The sequence below is a fragment of the Coriobacteriia bacterium genome (assembly GCA_034370385.1).
GTDB lineage: Bacteria > Actinomycetota > Coriobacteriia > Anaerosomatales > PHET01 > JAXMKZ01.
In genome coordinates this window covers 61,022-77,587 of record JAXMKZ010000044.1, presented here as the reverse complement: position 1 = coordinate 77,587, position 16,566 = coordinate 61,022, and the positions used below count along the sequence as shown (strand labels likewise).

Here is a 16,566-nt window from a genome sequence, read left to right as displayed (position 1 = left end):
CGGCCTACGCCACGGCGCTGCGCGTGCGCAGCCACTCACGGATACCGACGATGGCAAGCCCCACGAGTAGTCCCACGAGCGCGCCCTGCAGCAGCGCCGACAGCGCGAGACCGCCGGTCGTGGACTGCGCGACCGACGGCACGCCGGGCACCATGGACCGGAGGACCTGCAGCTCGGCGTTCTGCGCTGAGGCCAGCGCGTCGCTGGCGGAGAAGATCTGGTTGCGGTTGACGACAAGCGCCTGCTCGTAGCCAGCACGCTCGGCGCCGGTTGCCTTCGCCGCCAGCGCAAGGAGCGCCTTCTCGCCCTGCTCGAGCTCGGCCTTGCGCTCGGTCATGCGCTTGATGATCTCGCCTTGGACCTGCAGGTAGACATCGAAGCGCTGCAGAATGTACGCACTCGACGCGTCCGCGATCGCCTTGGCGTACGCCTCTGCATCCGCCTCAGAGCCCGCCTTCGCCGTGAAGATCACCGTGCGCCGGTCGCCGCTGTCGTTCTTCGCCGCGACCACGCCATCGAGCGCGCCCTTCTGAAGCCCCAGCGACTCCTCGGCATCGCGCCGCACGATCGCGAGCGTCGTAGCCCCGACCAGGTCGTCAGGACTCGGGGGATTCTGGGGACCTGATGCCGTGCCGGCGATAGTCACGCGCTGTGTCCCCGTGAAGCTCGTCGTGGGCATCTGGCGGGTGGCGAAGTACGCCACTGCGACGCCCACCAGCACGGACACGAGCACGATGACCCAGCCGCGCCGCACGGCGCCGGGCAGTCCCGAGCTGTCCTGCGTCATCAAGCACTCTCCTTCGAAGAGGTGAACGATGCGGCCGTGAGGCTCGCCCCGATAAGGAACCAGAGGAACTTGCTCGTCTCCATACTGTACGTCACCGACTGCACCAGCAGAACGGCCGCGCCCGAGGCCGTGGCCGCGAGCAGTACGCGCACGAGGTGCGGCGAAGCGGGCACGAGCAGCGCCCGAACCAGCCGCAACCCGGTTGCGGCGAGCGCGCCCACGAAGCCGATCAGCCCGAGGATGCCGACTTCCACGAGCAGCGTGAAGTAGGTGGTGTGGGACTCCAGCAGGTCAGCAGGCAAGTCATAGGGGCGGTACGCCGGGATGATCTCTTTCCACATGCCCGGACCGATGCCTATCGGGTTGTCGGCGAACATGGCCATCGCCGCCTGCGCCAGGTAGACGCGGTTGAGCGCGCTGCTCTCGTCGCCGATGCCGAGCACCTTGTCAGCGACCCAGCGCGGATCGAGCACCACCACCACGAACACGGCGAGCAGACCGGCTCCCGCACCGAGCAGCGCGATCTTGGTACGCGTCCTGACCGGCGACAAGATGACCGCAAGCACGCCACCGACCACGAGACCGAGGAACGCGCCGCGCGACAGCGTCGCCACAACGCCGAGCACCGCAGCGCCGACGAGCGCCCACAGCGCGGTGGCCCGAAGCCAGCGCTTCTCGCCAAGCGCAAGCGGCACCGCCGTGATCGCCGCGGCCGCCAAGACACCGCCGAAGATGTTGGGGTCCTTGAAGAAGACGCGTGCCCGGATGCCATCCGCAGTCGTCTTGTAGACCTCCTGCACCGAGAAGATGCCCACCCTCTCCGCCACGGCGAGCACACCGAGCCCTGCGGCGACCACCGCAAGCGCAACCAGCACGCGATAGAGCTGCTCCGGCGTCGGCGCCAGCAGCATCACGAGGTAGACGAGCACCACGCTTGAGGCGAGACTCACGAAGGCGACGGCTGAGGCGGGCCCATTCACCGCCGCCGGCACGACAGTCAACGCCGCTGCGAGCATCAGCGCGAGCCAACCGTCGATACCCGACGCGCTCAGCTTGGCGCGCCCGGTGAGGACGAGGCCGACGACGAACAGGAGCGTCAACCCCAGTACGGCCTGGTAGGCGGTCACCGTCGCCGGGCCCACCTTGGCCAGACGGCCCATCACGTCGAGGGCAGAGGTGGCCAGTAGCGCGCCGAGCGCGACCTCCGGATAGGCAGGCAGCCACAGTGCCCCCGCGACAGCGAGCAGAACCCCCGCGGCCAGCAAGGGGACGAACCCGCCCGGCATCAGCGCGACGACGCACGCAAACCCGGCGATGGCGCACCACGCGGCGGTGGCACGGCGATCGTCGGCGAGCAAGTGAAAGGAAGTGGCTGAAGGTTGCGTCATGACGTACGTGGTATTCTACCAAACGGTTCGTGGGCGTCTGAGCGCCTCTCGCACAGGCGCTAATCGCCACGATCCGTACAACCGATTCCGGGAGACGTAGTAGTGCATATCGCAGCCCACCGGATCGCGCGTTTCGTGCTCGGCGCCCTGTGCGCCGTATCCTCGCTGACGCTCGCCGCCCCTTCGCCCGCCCTCGCGGCAACCACCTTCCACGTGACCGGTCGCGGCTGGGGCCATGGCATCGGCCTGTCCCAGTACGGGGCACGCGAACTAGCCAGGCGAGAGAACCCCGACACCGGAAAGCCCTACACCGGTGCCGACATCATCCGCTACTACTACGGCAACACCTCGCGCACCAAGGTGGAGCTGGTGTCGCCCAAGAGCGTCTACGTTCGCGTGGACCCGGCCGCGTCGTCGTCCACCGCCTATCACTCGAAGAAGGCGTGGACACTGCGCGCCGGCAACACCGCCAACCGCCTCGTCGTCAAGGCGAGCAACCTGCCCACCGCCGGCGTTCCCGTGCCCGCGGACGGTTGGTACCGCTTCGTCCCCAACGGCGAGGGGATCGCGGTCTATCGCGGCTCCACGCAATGGAAGCCCAACGGCGTCTCGCGACTCAATGGAACCGTGACGGTCTCCGAGGTCGGCGGCGTCTCACCGCGGCTCGTCCAGGTCTTCGAGAAGACGGGCCTGTTCGGCAGGGCGTACAACCGGTACCGCGGCAGCATGCGAATCACCGCGCGCAGCGGACTGCTGAAACTGATCAACCAGGTCTCGCTCGAGGATTACCTGTACGGCGTGATTCCCCGCGAATCCCCCGCAAGCTGGGGCGACGAAACCCCGGCTGCACTGCAGGCCCAGGCCATCGCCGCGCGCAGCTACGCGTACCCGACCGTGGGCGAGCTGTTCACGACCACGATGAGCCAGGCCTACCAAGGACACTCGGCGGGGTCTGACCGCAGCGCCACCCAGATGTGGGAGGACCGCCGCACGAACGCCGCCGTGGACGCCACCCGCAGCAAGATCGCGCGCTACCACTGGCCCGACGGGCGCACCGAGATCATCCGCACGTTCTTCTCGGCCGCCAGCGGCGGTCACACGGCGAACCTCGAAGACGTCTGGACCAGCGGCACCCCCAAACCGTACTACGTGGGCGTGCCCGACCCCGACGTGTCGAGCACCTTCCACGCGAAGTGGCCCAACGCCATCTCGTACTCCGACGCCGCACTGGCGGCGAAGCTTCGCGCCGGCTCGCGCACCCGCTCGGCAAGCGAGCCCTCCCCCGCGACCGTCACCGGCGTCACCATCACCCGCGCGAAGAACGGCTCGGGCTACGCCGTATCGGTGAGAACGGCCTGGTCCAACGGCAAGACCCATACGACATCCGGCGACGCGTGGCGCAACGCGCTCGGCCTGCGCTCGACCAAGTTCTCAGTGGGCAAGAACTTCGTCCCCAAGCCGCCGGTCGTCGGTAACCCCGCTCCGCCTCCCCTCACGCGATTCGAGCAGTCCGAAAGCAAGCTCGCGACCACGGGTCCGTGGCTGACCTCCAAGAGTTCGATCTTTTCCGGGGGCTCGAGGCTGTACACCCAGACACCGAACGCGTGGTTCTCGGCACGCTTCAAGGGTACCCGCGTGCTGTGGACCGGCACGGTCGGCCCGGCCTACGGCATGGCCGACGTCTACATCGACGGCGAGCGCGTCAAGACGGTCGACCTCTATCGCGCCGAAAGCGCCACCAAGCGCTCCCTGTTCTCCGACTACGGACTCACTGACGGCGAACACCGGCTCGACATCCGCGTGCTCGACCGCCGCCATGCGTCGTCGAAGGGCTCGCGCGTCGACGTTGACGCGATCAGCATCACCGGCGAACTGCTGCAGGCCAGCACGCCACGCCGGCGCACCGACGACAGCAACCCCGTGCTCTCCTGGGTCGGTGGATGGGCCAAGACGAGCGAGGACCCTGAGCTGTACTTCAAGCGTCAGACCTACACCGACACCAAAGGCGCGAAGCTCTACTTCGCGTTCACGGGCACAGGTTTCGACTGGATCGCGCGCGTCGCGAACACCGGCGGCATGGCGAGGGTCACGGTCGACGGTAAGACCCCGGTGACGGTCGACTCATACAACGCCGAGACCGAGGCGGGCCAGATCGTTCACCGCGTCGAGGGACTCCCGTGGGGCCGCCACACCGTCAAGATCGAGACTCTGGGCACCAAGCGCGCCGAGTCGAAGGGCACGCGGGTGGCTGTCGACGCGATCGATGTGCTCGGTGGGCCGCTCACCACTCTGATGCCGCCCATGGTGCGCGTGCAAGATACGAACCCGGCGGTTGTGTATCGCGGGACCTGGGGAGCGCAGCCGGTGAGAGGCGCGTCCGGCGGCTACGAGAAGCGGGCATCGACTCGCGACGCGAGCGCCACCGTGCGCTTCGACGGGCGCGGGATCCGATGGATGGCGGCCAAAGGCCCCGACCGCGGCACCGCGACGGTCCACGTGGACGGGAAGCTCCGCGGTACCTTCGACCTGTACTCGACCAAGACGACCGCCCAGCAGACGATCTTCCGTGACCTCACGCTGGCGTCAGGCAAGCACACGATCGTCGTCACGGTGAAGGGCGCGAAGCGATCCACCTCGCGCGGTGCCTGGGTCGGCGTGGACGTGTTCGACGTGTGGGGCGTGGCGGTGCGGTAGCGGGGCGGGCGCTATCCGCCAGAAAGCCGGTCGGCGATCAGCGCCGATGCCCATCTGGTCAAGCGGTTCGCCTGGTCCACCATCTGCCTCGCTTCGACCTCGTTCAGCAGGCGCTGCTCGTATGCGACGACGTTCTTCATCTTGAGCAGGCCACCAAGCTGGCGCCGCTGCGTCGCGGCGAACTCCGGAACCAGCTCCTCCAGAAGCGCCATCACCACACCATGGTCCTGGGATGCGCTCCGGATGGTCTCCGAGGCGATCAGTGCAGAGTCCGCCGCACAGATCCCCGCGTGCACCGCGTTCAGACCCGCGGAGTTCCAGCGACCGCTCGCAAGCTCGGAAGCAGCGGCTGTGTTCATCTCGCTTGCCTTCAGCAGCGCGTTGCGAGCCTCAGCTCTGTCGACACCGCGTGTCTCGACCTTCTTCGGCAAGTCCCGCCCACTCCTTAGGTCCCACTCCGGCCACGACGATGGCATCACGACTTATCGACTCGAACAAGGCCGGGGCCCTGAGATGAAGCTCACCCGCTTCGTCAGTCGTATACACGAGCGCCGAAAGCGTCGCCCCGAAGCGTCTGCGAAAGCGCACGCTCTGCTCATCGAGGATTCGCTCCACCGCAGCGTGGGTTTCGCGAGCTGATACCAGGACTACATCCACATCGCTGTCCTCGCCCTGTTCGCCGCGTGCCTGACTCCCGAACAAGACAATGGACACCGTGGTGTTCGCGAAGAGACCGACCAGTTCCTCCTCGATGAGGCTCGGCAGCGCATGCTCAGCCTCAAAGACCGGCGATACGATACGTTCCACGTACACATTGTCCCTGACGAGCATGTGTGCCTTGGAGCGTCCGACTGGGGTCGATTGCACAAGCCCCATCGCTGAGAGTTCCGACAGCGCGTTGCCGACAGCGACTTTGGTGAGATGGGCAAGCTGCGCGATCTGGGTCGCATTCAGCGGAACGCTCACGCCATGAAGGATGCGCAGCACCCGCACGCGACTCCTGTTGCCAAGGATCGCCTCTATGGGGTAGGTAGATCTCATGCGAGTAAAGTGAACCATACCTATTGTAAAGTCAATCGCACCGGTCGACGCCATCGTGGCGTCCATGTGGGGTTGCCACGCGCGAGGGCCAGGCTCAGCGATCCTGCCCCGAGCCCTCAGAACCTACGCTCCGCAGCCGATACCGGCCCGTCTTCCGCGTCCCGACCTTCTCGACGAGCCCTGCATCGACGAGGGGGTTCAGCAGATCCATCGCACCTTGCCGGGATATGGCGAGCGCCTCCCATATCTCGCGGGGGGCCATACTGCCGGCGGCACTGAGCATCTGTAGGAGGCGCTCCTGCTTCGGCCTGAGCGCGATGCGGACACCATCCTCGCCGCCCGCTCGCCGAATCCGGTCCAGCACGGCCTCGAGCGTTGCGCGAATGCCGGCCGCCGCGTACTCCAGCCAGCTCGTCAGTTCGCCGTCCGACGCGTCGACCTTCGAGAGCTCAGCGTAGTAGCGCTCGCGACCCTGCCAGTAGAATTCGTCGACCGAGAAGATGTGGTGAGTGTCGAACCCGCGACGGTACAGCTCCCAGAGCGCCAGGGTCCGTCCGATCCGACCGTTGCAGTCGGCGAAGGGGTGGATCGCCTCAAGCCGATAGTGCACGACCGCTGAGGTCAGCACCGGCGAGAGCTCTCGCGACGGGCCGTTCCACCAGTCGATGAGCTCACGCGTGAGCTGTGACACCGCTTCGGGGCTGGGCGGACGGTGCCTGCCGACCTGCACGCTAATCGAGCGGTACTCGCCGGGAAACCCCTGATCCATGACGTCCGAGGCGAGGATCCGATGCAGTTGCAGAACCGAATCCTCGGTGATGCGCGCGGCATCGGCGTGCTGCTCGATGTAGCGCAGGCCGGCAAGGTAGTTCACCACTTCCTGGCGAGAGCGGGGTAGCCGGGCCGGTGGCGCCGTGTCGTCGGCGATCGCGCGGACCTCCGGCAGAGTGAGTGGATTGCCCTCGATCGCGGTGGATGCGTGCGTGTTGCGCATCCGACTGTCCTTCTGCAGCGCGGGGATCCACGCGAGCTCGACCGATGCGTCGGCGATCTGCTGCCGAAGCACGGCGACCTCCTCGATCGTGCCGAGCAGCTGCGGAGTGATGTCGAAAGAAGGCGAGTAGGACATGTTTTCAGTCAAGCATCTGTCAAGTTATGCGTCAAGCGGTGTGGACCGCGCCCCGCGACCGATTTCTCACCGACGCGGTAGTGAACGACCATTCCACGCTGCAGAGCACGCGGACCGAGACGCGGTGGCCGCTCTGCCTGTGTGAACCTGGCCATCCGGGCGGAAGACCGTCTTGGCCCCAACAGCCCAAGGTCCGGGTGCGGCAGAATCAAGGTGTTGCGGTACGCAAGAGCCGTGCAGTGATGATGGACCCCGCGAGCTTCAGTGCAGCCACAACGACGGCCAAGACCACGATCCACGTGTCAGCGACCCCGGTCGGCAAGAGCGCAATCATCCACACGGCCAATGCGGTGAGCACGATACGCAGGCTCAGAAGTGCAACGCGTGCCCATGGCCCCTTGGGCTGCACGAGGCCCAGCAGGGCAAGCCACCCCCCAGCGATAGCAAGCATCACCTCTGCCTGCAATATCACCACCCAGCAGGGCGCACGACCAATAGAGAGACCAGCAGAAGGATCAGCCAGCCGATGCCGGCGGCCAAGAGGCCGACACCGATGTAGCGACAGCCCGACCGCTTGCGTGAGTACAGCGTCGCCCCGGCCGCAACGATGCCCGGCACGATTACGACTCGCCAGTAGGGGCTGGAAAAGGCGTTCACGAACGAATCGAGAACCGTGGAGCCGCCCTCGACGAAGTCCAGCGCAGCGCCGACGAGCAAGGACACCAGGAGTCCTGCCGGAATCGCGAACCGTGAGGCGGACTCACGCTTGTGCACCCACCACGTCACCGACCAGCCGCTTGCCAGTAACAGGACGACATAACCGGCACTCCGCATCTCGTCGATCGCAGCCGGTCCCATGAGCCGATTCCCCGTAATCTCACATCGAAGTTGAGCGGACTCTTCGGCACAAGGCTGCGGCTTCCTGCCACGGCAGGTCCCCCTACACCCGCTCGATGAACCCCTTCATCACCGGATACGTGGCCTCGATCGCTTCGACGGCGCGCTCGTAGGGCGCGTCATCGCCGGCGATGAAGGCGTCAACCGCCACCATCGTCCGCTCGACGGTGTCCGGTGCGGCCTCGATGCGCGAGAAGCGCCTCTCCAGCCGACGCGGCGCATACGGCAGGGCCGGCAGCAGAGCGCGGCCCAGCGACGGGATCGTCCATGCGCGGATCGACGGGGCTGGCAGCACCTCGGCGAAGCCGCGCCCCCTGCCGTCCTCTTCGAGAAGCACGGACGGCTTGCGGCCCGAGATGAAACGCAGGTGGGCGTGCACGCGGTAGCCGATGTGGAAGTCGCAGTCATCGTAGAAGGCGATGTTGTCGAGGTCGTAGGAGACGTCGCGCACCTCGGCGCCGAGCTCGGCACACCGCCTCGCCATCTCGCCGAAGCGCTCGGCCTCGGCGGGCGTGGTGAACTCATCAGCGGCCAGACCGCGATGGAACGCGGCAATGACCTTCGCACCCGGGAAGCGCTCGATGACGGCGCGTAGCAGCTGAAGGTTCTGATCGGTGAAGCGGGGACTCTGCGGCGTCGTGTAGACGACAGTCTTCACGTCCGCCGGGCGTCGGTACGGCTCGCCCAGGTGACGCAGATCGTAGAAGACCGGGCAGCCCGACATCGTGACGTCGGAGAGCCCCTTGGCCAGCAGCAGGCGCCGCGTGACCGCATCGCGCGTGGATACGGCGAGCGCATCGCCTATCGTGTCGAGGAATGCTTTGGTTTCGGGCGTCCATGCGAAGCGGCGCATCTCGGCGGCATCACCGCGGCTGGCAAACCAACCGACACCCAGCAGCCGCAACGGCACGCCGAGCTCACGAAGCTTCCCCGGGTCGCTGAACAGCGGGTAGATCTGCGGATACATCGACGGCAGCACGCCCGGGCCACCGCCCACGACGACCGCCCGCGCCTTGGCGACGGTCTCTTCGTGCGCGTCGAGCGACTTCCACCTCGGCAGCACCACGATCTCCTCGCCGAGGATCGACTCGATGAGCTTGCACGCGCGATCGACGATCAGGAAGTCGCCGATGTTCTTCTTGGCGCCGGAGAGGACGACGAGCACGTCTTATGCACCGCCCGCCGTGTCGAGGTCCTCGAGCTGCACGAGGTCGTCGGCTGCCAGGTCGCGCGCCAGACGGCGGCCGAGCACCTCGGCCAAGCGAGCGGGCGAGACCCCGGTGCCAGGCCGCTTGAAGTCGACATCGGACTCGGCGAGCACCGTGCCTGCCGCCAGCGGGCGCGCCGCGACGATGCTGCGGCGGGCGAACGAACGGGCGGCCTGCTCGGCCTCGGTCATCTCGCCAAGGTCCTGCGACATGAGGTACGCCTCGCGGCAGTTCTTGACGAGACGCGCGAGTCCCTCGGCGTCGACAGCGTGGTAGTGGTCGTCGCCCAGCAGCGCCTTGTTGAGCGTGAAGTGTTTCTCGATGATCGATGCGCCCAGCGCGACGGCGAGCGGACACGTGAGCTCGGAGTCCTGCGGCTGCGTGTGGTCCGAGTAGCCCAGCACGACGCCGTCGAAGCGCGCGGCCAGAGTGCGCAGGCGCCCGAGGTTGGCGTCGGGCACGGCGGTCGGGTACGACAGCGAGCAATGCAGCAGCCCGACGGGTGCACCGGCGGCGCGCACGGTCTCGACCGCGACCGCGACCTCGTCGAGCGTCGAGGCGCCCGTCGACATGAGCACGGGGCGCCCGTAGGCGGCGACCGCCCTGAGAAGCGGCAGGTCGGTGATGTCGGCAGAAGCGATCTTGAAGGCCGCCATGCCCATGGAGCCCAGCATCGCAGCGGCGTCGGTGTCGAACGGCGTCGACAGGAACAGCACGCCGAGGTCCGCCGCGTAGGCAAACAGCTCGGTGTAGTCGGCCTCGGTAAGCAGGCTGCGCTCGGCGAAGATGTCGTGCTGCGTGCGGCCGGAGCCGTCGTTCCAGTACGTGGGTGCCCACGTCGCGGCGAGACGGTCAGCCGAGTACGTCTGGAACTTCACGGCGTCGACGCCCGCGACCTTGGCCGCCAGGACGTAGGCCTTCGCCAGCTCCATGCTGTTGCCGTGATGGACACCGACTTCGGCGATGGTGAACGGCTCGTGGCCGGGTCCGACCACCTTGCCGGCGATCTCCAGCGTGGGTGCGTACATCATGCGTCTCCTCGTTCGGATGCGGAGGCTAGGATCATCTCGGCGATGGCGTGGTTCGACCTCTCGGCCACGGCCTTGCGCATGCGGTCGTGCATCGACCGGCGCAGGCGTTCGTCTTCCATGAGCACGGCGAGGTGGCCGGCCAGCCCGTCGACGGTCACATGGGCGCCCAAGCCCAGGTTCATCACGCCGAACGGACCCGAGGCGTGCGTGTGCGTGAGTTCGCGCTCGTTCTGGCACAGCGCGAGGGTGGGCACGCCTTGCGTCATGAGCTCGGTGACGGTACGACCGGCCGACGTGAGCGCGATGTCGCTGTCATGCATGATCTCGGCGAGGTTGGTGGCGGCCCGGTGCACGCTTCCGGTCAAACCGAACTCCGCAAGCTCGAAGTCGTCATGCGAGTAGCCGGGGCCGAGCACGCACACGATCTCGCCGGCGAAGGCGCACTGGGCCAGCGCGCTCAGGGCGAGGCGCGTCAGATCGCACGGATCGCTGCCCCCGAAGGTGACGAGCACGCGCTGCACCTCCGACGCCACACCCTCGCGGGCCGGGGTCGCCTCGAACTGCGGGCCAAGCAGCGCGTACTGCACGCCGTACCAGTGGTTCTCGCGCGGATAGAAGTCGGTGTATAGATCGTTGATGACGAGGTCGGCGACGTGTGAGCCTTCGCCAAGGTCCTCGATGCATACGGTCCAGCCCGCGTGCGCCTTCACGCGCTCGACGTAGGCGCGCTCGGTGTCGAGGATGTCGAGCACGACGACGTCGGGCTCCCGCTCGGCGAGCAGCGCGAAGAATGCCTCCTCGTCGGCGATTCGAACAACGCGCGACGACGCGCCTTCGAGGAAGTCCGCTCCCAGGGCATGGTCGCCGTCGCCGCGCGTGACGATGACCAGGTCGTGTGCTGCGAGCGCGTGCTCGAGGGCAAGAGCGCGGTAGACGTGCCCCATGCCAAGCGTGGGCGCACCATCGGCGCGGATCACGATCGAGCGTCGTGCGGCGAAGTGCTCGGCCACAGCCCAATCGGCGAAGGTATCGATGTCGAGTGCCTCGACCGCGTCCAGCTCGAGCAACTCGACGGGCTCGAGGATCCGCGTGCCCTGCTCGGCGACCGCTCCGAGGCGGGCGGCGATCACGCCACCGGTCTCGGCGAACGTGGGCGCGAGCCACTGGCGGTTCACCCGCTCGGTGAACAGCGGTTCAGCCACTCCGTCGACGAGCGTCCAGCGCAGGTGCCTGTCGTCGGTCACCGACAGCACGCTGCCGGCGCCGTCATGCATCATGGCCGCGGCCCGCCGCAGCGAGTCGGGCTCGATGAAGGGACTCGTCGGCTGCACGGTGAGCAGGACGTCGTCGGCCAACGCGCCGCGCGAGATCAACTCGCGCGCGACCGCTGTGGCAACCTCATCGAGCGTGGTGGCGTCACCCGCCAGGCCCGCAGGGCGCTCGATAACCGTCGCGCCGTCCGGCGCCAGGCGCGCGACCGCAGGCTCGTCGGTGCTCACGACGATCGCCTCCGCGCCGAATGCGCGCGCGGCCGCCGCGTACGCGTAGGTGATGAGCGGTACTCCTGCGAGCAGACGCGTATTCTTGCCCGGCACGCCCTTGGATCCCCTGCGGGCCGGAATGAGTACCCAGTTCACGTCGGAAGTCCCTTTCGACGGCGAGGGCGCTGAAGCCACGCCCCGAAGTATAGTCGAGCCACCCCTGACGCCGCCCCTCAGAGTCTGTCATTCGTAGCCATACGGTATCGTATGGGCACATGGACACCACCCCCACATCCTTGCCCCAGGTGCCGACGCGCGTGCTTGTCATCGGACCTGATGCGGCGGCATCGACCTCCACCGCCACCGGCGCGGGAGTTCACACCATCTTCCTCGACTGGCAGGCATGGGCCGCATTATCCGATGCGGACCCCGACGCTTCGTGCGAGTACCTCGAGATGGACGCTGAGCGCCGCGAGATCGAGGCGGACGCGTGGAGATGGGCCTGCGACGTCGCACCGGTTGCCGCCCGTGCCACAGGGCACTCTGGCGAGCACGCCGAGCGCGTGGCGCTTGTGACTCGTCGCATCGTGCAGCACGGCATCGGCTTCGCTGCCGCTCGTGCTCGGCGCACGGCCGCCGCTGTGGCGAACCGCGTCCCAGCAGGCGCCGAGGTCCGCACGGATGGTCTCGACCCGTTGACGGCCGCTTTCCTCGCCGAACTCGTCGCCGATGCGCCTCCACCGCCCGTGGCGCGCCCATCGTTGCTTCCGGGCGTGAGCGCGCCGTTCGCACGCTCTCTCCGAGGGTCGCTTCGACACGCGCGTCATGCCTCCCAGCGCTCGCGCGCCCGCGCGGCCGCCCGCTCGCTTGCCGAGACTCGGGGACCGCTGGTCGGCTTCGTGACCCAGGCGATCCGCGACGAGGCGATCGCCGGCCCTGCGGTCGCGCTCCTGCGCGACCGTGGCCACGCTGTCGTCAAAGTCGACCTCTCCACTGACGGACGGACCCTGAGCAGCAGCTTCACGAGCGACTTGACCGTCGACGGCCGCGACTGGGTGGACCCCTATCCGCTCGGCATTCTCGCCCGATTCGCCGTGCGCCGCAGCGCAGCGGTTCGCTCCATCGAAGCCGACCTGCCCGAACAGCTCGCTCCGGTCGCCGGGGTCTTCGCCGCTGATGTCGCAGCGCACGCAGGCGTCACGGCTCCCACGTTGCTGTCGCGCGCAGGTCGAGTGCTCGACGATCTCGCGTGCGAGCGGCTGGTGTTGCTCGGCGAGACGAACCGCATCGTCACCCCCCTCACCTGCATGGCTGAGGCGCGAAACATCCCCGTCACCTGCGTGCAGCACGGCATAATCCACGACATCCCACAGTGGGCCGCCATGCCCTTTTCAACGTTCGCTGTCTACGGACCAGCCTACGCGGAGGTTCTGACATCGCTCGGTACCCCGAGCGCGCACGTAGTCGTCACCGGAGACCCCCGGCTCGACCGCGCGGTTGCGGCCCAGCCCCCCAGGCGCGAAGACGTACTGGCCTCGCTCGGGCTCAACGCCACCGAGCCACGGCGCCTGGTGACGTTCGCGGCCAACTACACGAGTCACCGGCTCTCCGGCAGCTCGATGGAGCGGGCGTTCGGCGCGCTGATCGGCGCACTCGCGTCGATGCCTGAAGCCCTCCTCGTCGTGAAGCTGCACCCCCAAGGCGCAGGCCGCGAACTGCCGTACGAGCGCGTCTTGGCTCGGAACCCCGAGCTTGCCCACGCGATCGCGCCGCGCGACTCCCGGTTGATCGACCTGATCGCGATATCGGACGTGGTGACCGTGCACGTGTCGTCGGTGGGCTTCGAAGCTGCCGCGATGGGCAAGCCACTCGTGGTCATCAACCCGGATGACGGCATCCAGGAGGTGCCGTTCGTCCGCGAGGGCATCGGGCGAGAAGGTCGCAGTGCCGTCGAAGTACGACAGCTGCTCGATGATGCGTTTGCTGGGCGTTTTGGCGGTCCGGACCCAGGGCAACTCGCCCGATTCAACGAGCGCTACAACGGGCCACTCGACGGTCGCGCGACCGAGAGGCTCGCGGACGCGATCATGGCGTCGAGGTGGGGCTAGGCGACGTCAGCTGAGCCGCCACCCAGCGAATCGCCGGGTACGGCACGAGCAGGCTCGAAACGAGCATGACGATGGGGACCAGCATGATCACGGCGATGAGCACATCGCCGCACCGCTCCTTGTCGCGATCACGCCGTCGCTACTCACCGTCGGGCCTCACTCGAATGACCACCTTCCCCCGCGCGTGGCCCGTGTCTAGGTACCGGAACGCCTCGGCGGTATCCTCTAGCGGGAGTGCACGGTCGATGAGTGGCGCAACCCTGCCAGCGTCGATGAGCTCAGTGACCCCGCGCAGGTTGTCGCTTGTCGCGAACGCAGTGAATGGTGCCCCCTGCTGGCGAACGACAACCGACTGTAGTCCCGCCGCGATGATCCACCCCATGCCCGCGTGGCCGCTGCTCGGGAGGTGTACCCCCTCAGGCTTCAGCGCGCGGCGAGCAGCCGACAGCGAATGGCTCCCCACGTTATCGAGGATCAGGTCGTAGCGCGGCCCGCCTTGGGTGAAGTCCTCCTTCGTGTAGTCGATGACATGGTCGGCTCCCAGCGAGCGCGCCGTCTCAACGTTGCGCGTGCTGCACACAGCCGTCACCTCCGCGCCCAGCGCCTTGGCGATCTGTACGGCAAAGGTTCCCACGCCACCCGACGCGCCGTTGATGAGCACGTGCTGCCCCGGCTGCACCTTGCCGTGCACACGCAGCGCCTCGTAGGCGGTGCACCCGGATGTCGGCACGGCCGCTGCCTGCTCGAAGGTGAGACCCATTGGCTTGGGCGCGAGACGGTCCGCCCGCGCAACGGCGTACTCAGCACACGCGCCGCGGCCCTCGCCGTAGACCTCGTCGCCCGGGCGAAACGCTGTCACATCGGGCCCCACCGACTCGACGACGCCAGCGAAGTCGAGCCCTACGACGTATCCCGGTTTCGGCTTGAAAAGCCCCATGATGAAACGCACGGGAAAAGGCGTGCCCCGCATCCCGTAGTAGTCGCCTGCGGCAAGCGAGGCCGCCATCACGCGGACGAGAACCTCGCCTTTGCCGGGCGTCGGCTTGCCGACCTCCGCGAGTTCAATCACGTCCGCCGAGCCGTACCCTGACTGGATGACCGCCTTCACGCTGAACCCTTTCCGTCTTCGAGCCTATTCCCCAGCCACACCGGTGCGGCGCGCCTCACGATCGAAGACTGCGGACGCCTTCGCCCAGCCCCTGCGGGTTGGCGTCCACTTCGCCGAGCCGGTCGAGCCTGAGCCGGGTCCACAGGTGACTGACACGCATAGGAAAGCGGGGGCCTGTCGGATGCAGGCCCCCGCCTTCGCGAAGCCACCTACCCCTCTATGGAGAGAAGCACGAGCAGTTCCTGCAGCGACCAGTAGATGCGCCGCTGGGCGCCCGGGTCGGTGACCCAGTCATTGCCATCCGGCGCGCCTGACTCGACCACGCCGTCGACCTTCGGCAACAGGTCGCTTGTGATCTTGTTGCTCGCACCATTGACGGCGCCCCGGTCGACCTGCTTGAGGAACGCACTGATCTTCTGCTCATACGCTCGGCCCAGGTTCTTCGAGCGCACGTCCTCTCTCCCAAGGGATTCGACGAACTCCAGTAGTCCCGCACCCTTGGCGAGAACCGTCGGTACCGGATCGATGGCGCCGTACACGACGACCTTGCCGTCACGAACGTACTCCCAGCCGGCCTCGAGCGTGTCGATATCGGTCGTCCCCGCGGGAAGCGGCCCCACCTTGACCACCGTCACGCATTTCGAGGAGAACCCAGCATTGTGGTCGGTGGTGATCTCGGCTGCATCGAAGGGCCAGATCACATCCTGTACAAGCGAGGTCGATGCTTGATCCGGCGGGCCGGGAACTCGCTGTGGAGGCACAACGCGGAAGGGACCCTCGCCAAGGAGCTTTCCGGCTGAGTTGATCGAGCCCGGGGTCAGGTGCTGCCCTTCGTACTTGTAGGCAAGCAGCAGACGACTCCCCCCATTGACCACGATCGGGTCGCCGTTGGTGCGTCCTGCCACCGACAGCGCGCTGTAGTCACACCAGCCGAACGGGTTGATCGCCTTGTCGGCCTCTTCGTCGTAGTAGAACGTGGACTGCGGGTATACGCCCCGCACGTGGTACCAGCCGGTCGTGGGATCGAGAGGGTGCGTGACTCCGAACCCGTCGGCGGCCAAGACATCGATGCCCGTGGCTGAGGACAGCATCCCGGCGTCGTCAAGGAGGTACTCCATGGGCACGCCGGTGTACTCGGCGTAGTAGTCGCCCGACTTGTGGGTGTTCATGAGCTGGAACTGCGTCTGTGAAGGCATGGCCTCGATCTCGGCCAGCGTGTAGACGCGATAGGGAGCTTCGACCTTGGTGGGGTCGTCGCCGGCGTCGCCAGGGTAGCGCACCGCAGCGATCTCGTCGTTGTTGCTGTACCCGTCACCATCCGAGTCCATACCATCGATCGCCGCCACCGCAGCGACGTCGCTCCCGGCGGCGCGATAGTCCATCCCGTAGGGATTGAGCGTGTTCGTGATGTCGCCATGCTCGTCGTACCCGTATGTGTAGTGGCACCACTCACAGCTACCAAGCGCCGCCTTACCCACCGTGCCGCCACGATGACACAGCGTGCAGGAGTCGAGCTTCGTCGCCTCGGCCTCCGGATGTGCGGTCAAGAAGTAGTCCGAATCCATCTCTCCGGCGTGCCGATACGCGGCCTGTGCACTCGGCGACACCGTCGCGACCAACACTAACGCCAGTCCCAGCACCGCCATCCCCAGTAGAACCAAACGTCTTTTCATCCTGCTGCCCCTTCCCCTCAG

The 16,566-nt window shown here is 67.2% G+C and carries 15 protein-coding genes; 2 read left to right on the top strand and 13 right to left on the bottom strand.

Going from position 1 to position 16,566, the window contains the following annotated elements; all coding sequences use genetic code 11:
- Positions 1-4: 4 nt before the first annotated feature.
- Both U1E26_09245 and U1E26_09240 read right to left on the bottom strand, forming a co-directional pair.
- The gene (locus U1E26_09245; GenBank protein MDZ4169827.1) at positions 5-787 is read right to left on the bottom strand and encodes a hypothetical protein; all 783 of its coding nucleotides are present in this window, start codon (positions 785-787) and stop codon (positions 5-7) included.
- Positions 787-2,175: an O-antigen ligase family protein gene (locus U1E26_09240; protein ID MDZ4169826.1), complete on the bottom strand. Its 1,389-nt coding sequence runs from the start codon at positions 2,173-2,175 to the stop codon at positions 787-789. Before U1E26_09240 ends, U1E26_09245 begins: the two co-directional genes overlap by 1 nt.
- Positions 2,176-2,277: 102 nt before the next feature.
- Here U1E26_09240 and U1E26_09235 point away from each other — a divergent pair, with 102 nt between their 5' ends.
- Entirely contained in the window at positions 2,278-4,869 is a 2,592-nt protein-coding gene (locus U1E26_09235; GenBank protein ID MDZ4169825.1) for a SpoIID/LytB domain-containing protein, read from the top strand.
- A gap of 11 nt (positions 4,870-4,880) precedes the next feature.
- Here the strand turns inward: U1E26_09235 and U1E26_09230 are convergent, their stop codons facing one another.
- The 8 genes from U1E26_09230 to U1E26_09195 form a co-directional block, all read right to left on the bottom strand.
- Positions 4,881-5,300, bottom strand: coding sequence for a hypothetical protein (locus U1E26_09230; GenBank protein ID MDZ4169824.1), 420 nt, complete (start codon positions 5,298-5,300; stop codon positions 4,881-4,883).
- The gene (locus U1E26_09225) at positions 5,260-5,910 is read right to left on the bottom strand and encodes a nucleotidyltransferase domain-containing protein (protein MDZ4169823.1); all 651 of its coding nucleotides are present in this window, start codon (positions 5,908-5,910) and stop codon (positions 5,260-5,262) included. The genes U1E26_09230 and U1E26_09225 overlap by 41 nt, the downstream gene beginning before the upstream one ends.
- A 94-nt stretch (positions 5,911-6,004) precedes the next feature.
- Positions 6,005-7,039, bottom strand: a complete 1,035-nt coding sequence (locus U1E26_09220) for a Fic family protein (GenBank protein ID MDZ4169822.1) — start codon at positions 7,037-7,039, stop codon at positions 6,005-6,007.
- A 208-nt stretch (positions 7,040-7,247) separates the two neighbouring features.
- Positions 7,248-7,490, bottom strand: a complete 243-nt coding sequence (locus tag U1E26_09215; GenBank protein MDZ4169821.1) for a hypothetical protein — start codon at positions 7,488-7,490, stop codon at positions 7,248-7,250.
- A 17-nt stretch (positions 7,491-7,507) separates the two neighbouring features.
- Positions 7,508-7,897: a hypothetical protein gene (locus tag U1E26_09210; protein ID MDZ4169820.1), complete on the bottom strand. Its 390-nt coding sequence runs from the start codon at positions 7,895-7,897 to the stop codon at positions 7,508-7,510.
- Between the two features lie 82 nt (positions 7,898-7,979).
- Positions 7,980-9,101 (bottom strand): polysaccharide pyruvyl transferase family protein, encoded by a 1,122-nt coding sequence (locus U1E26_09205; protein MDZ4169819.1) that lies wholly within the window; start codon positions 9,099-9,101, stop codon positions 7,980-7,982.
- Between the two features lie 3 nt (positions 9,102-9,104).
- Positions 9,105-10,175, bottom strand: coding sequence for an N-acetylneuraminate synthase family protein (locus U1E26_09200; GenBank protein MDZ4169818.1), 1,071 nt, complete (start codon positions 10,173-10,175; stop codon positions 9,105-9,107).
- The gene (locus U1E26_09195) at positions 10,172-11,812 is read right to left on the bottom strand and encodes a hypothetical protein (GenBank protein ID MDZ4169817.1); all 1,641 of its coding nucleotides are present in this window, start codon (positions 11,810-11,812) and stop codon (positions 10,172-10,174) included. Before U1E26_09195 ends, U1E26_09200 begins: the two co-directional genes overlap by 4 nt.
- 119 nt (positions 11,813-11,931) lie before the next feature.
- On the opposite strand from U1E26_09195, the gene U1E26_09190 reads away from it, so the two are divergent.
- A complete protein-coding gene (locus U1E26_09190; GenBank protein ID MDZ4169816.1) occupies positions 11,932-13,764 on the top strand; it encodes a hypothetical protein in 1,833 nt (610 codons plus the stop codon).
- On the opposite strand, the gene U1E26_09185 is transcribed toward U1E26_09190, so the two are convergent.
- The 3 genes from U1E26_09185 to U1E26_09175 all read right to left on the bottom strand — a co-directional run bounded on the left by U1E26_09185 (position 13,742) and on the right by U1E26_09175 (position 16,545).
- Complete coding sequence (locus tag U1E26_09185; protein ID MDZ4169815.1) at positions 13,742-13,867, bottom strand: hypothetical protein; 126 nt, start codon at positions 13,865-13,867, stop codon at positions 13,742-13,744. The genes U1E26_09190 and U1E26_09185 overlap by 23 nt on opposite strands.
- 36 nt (positions 13,868-13,903) lie before the next feature.
- Positions 13,904-14,872 carry an NAD(P)-dependent alcohol dehydrogenase gene (locus U1E26_09180; GenBank protein ID MDZ4169814.1) on the bottom strand — a complete coding sequence of 323 codons (969 nt, stop codon included), beginning with the start codon at positions 14,870-14,872 and terminating at the stop codon, positions 13,904-13,906.
- A 209-nt stretch (positions 14,873-15,081) separates the two neighbouring features.
- Positions 15,082-16,545, bottom strand: a complete 1,464-nt coding sequence (locus U1E26_09175; protein MDZ4169813.1) for a GEGP motif-containing diheme protein — start codon at positions 16,543-16,545, stop codon at positions 15,082-15,084.
- Between the last annotated feature and the right edge of the window lie 21 nt (positions 16,546-16,566).

Excerpts from the sequence above, each read along its gene's own strand:
- U1E26_09215 (MDZ4169821.1), bottom strand. The coding sequence starts at position 7,490 with ATGCTTGCTATCGCTGGGGGGTGGCTTGCCCTGCTGGGCCTCGTGCAG.
- U1E26_09220 (MDZ4169822.1), bottom strand. The coding sequence starts at position 7,039 with ATGTCCTACTCGCCTTCTTTCGACATCACTCCGCAGCTGCTCGGCACG.
- U1E26_09190 (MDZ4169816.1), top strand. The coding sequence starts at position 11,932 with ATGGACACCACCCCCACATCCTTGCCCCAGGTGCCGACGCGCGTGCTT.
- U1E26_09225 (MDZ4169823.1), bottom strand. The coding sequence starts at position 5,910 with ATGAGATCTACCTACCCCATAGAGGCGATCCTTGGCAACAGGAGTCGC.
- U1E26_09175 (MDZ4169813.1), bottom strand. The coding sequence starts at position 16,545 with ATGAAAAGACGTTTGGTTCTACTGGGGATGGCGGTGCTGGGACTGGCG.
- U1E26_09240 (MDZ4169826.1), bottom strand. The coding sequence starts at position 2,175 with ATGACGCAACCTTCAGCCACTTCCTTTCACTTGCTCGCCGACGATCGC.
- U1E26_09210 (MDZ4169820.1), bottom strand. The coding sequence starts at position 7,897 with ATGGGACCGGCTGCGATCGACGAGATGCGGAGTGCCGGTTATGTCGTC.
- U1E26_09200 (MDZ4169818.1), bottom strand. The coding sequence starts at position 10,175 with ATGATGTACGCACCCACGCTGGAGATCGCCGGCAAGGTGGTCGGACCC.
- U1E26_09245 (MDZ4169827.1), bottom strand. The coding sequence starts at position 787 with ATGACGCAGGACAGCTCGGGACTGCCCGGCGCCGTGCGGCGCGGCTGG.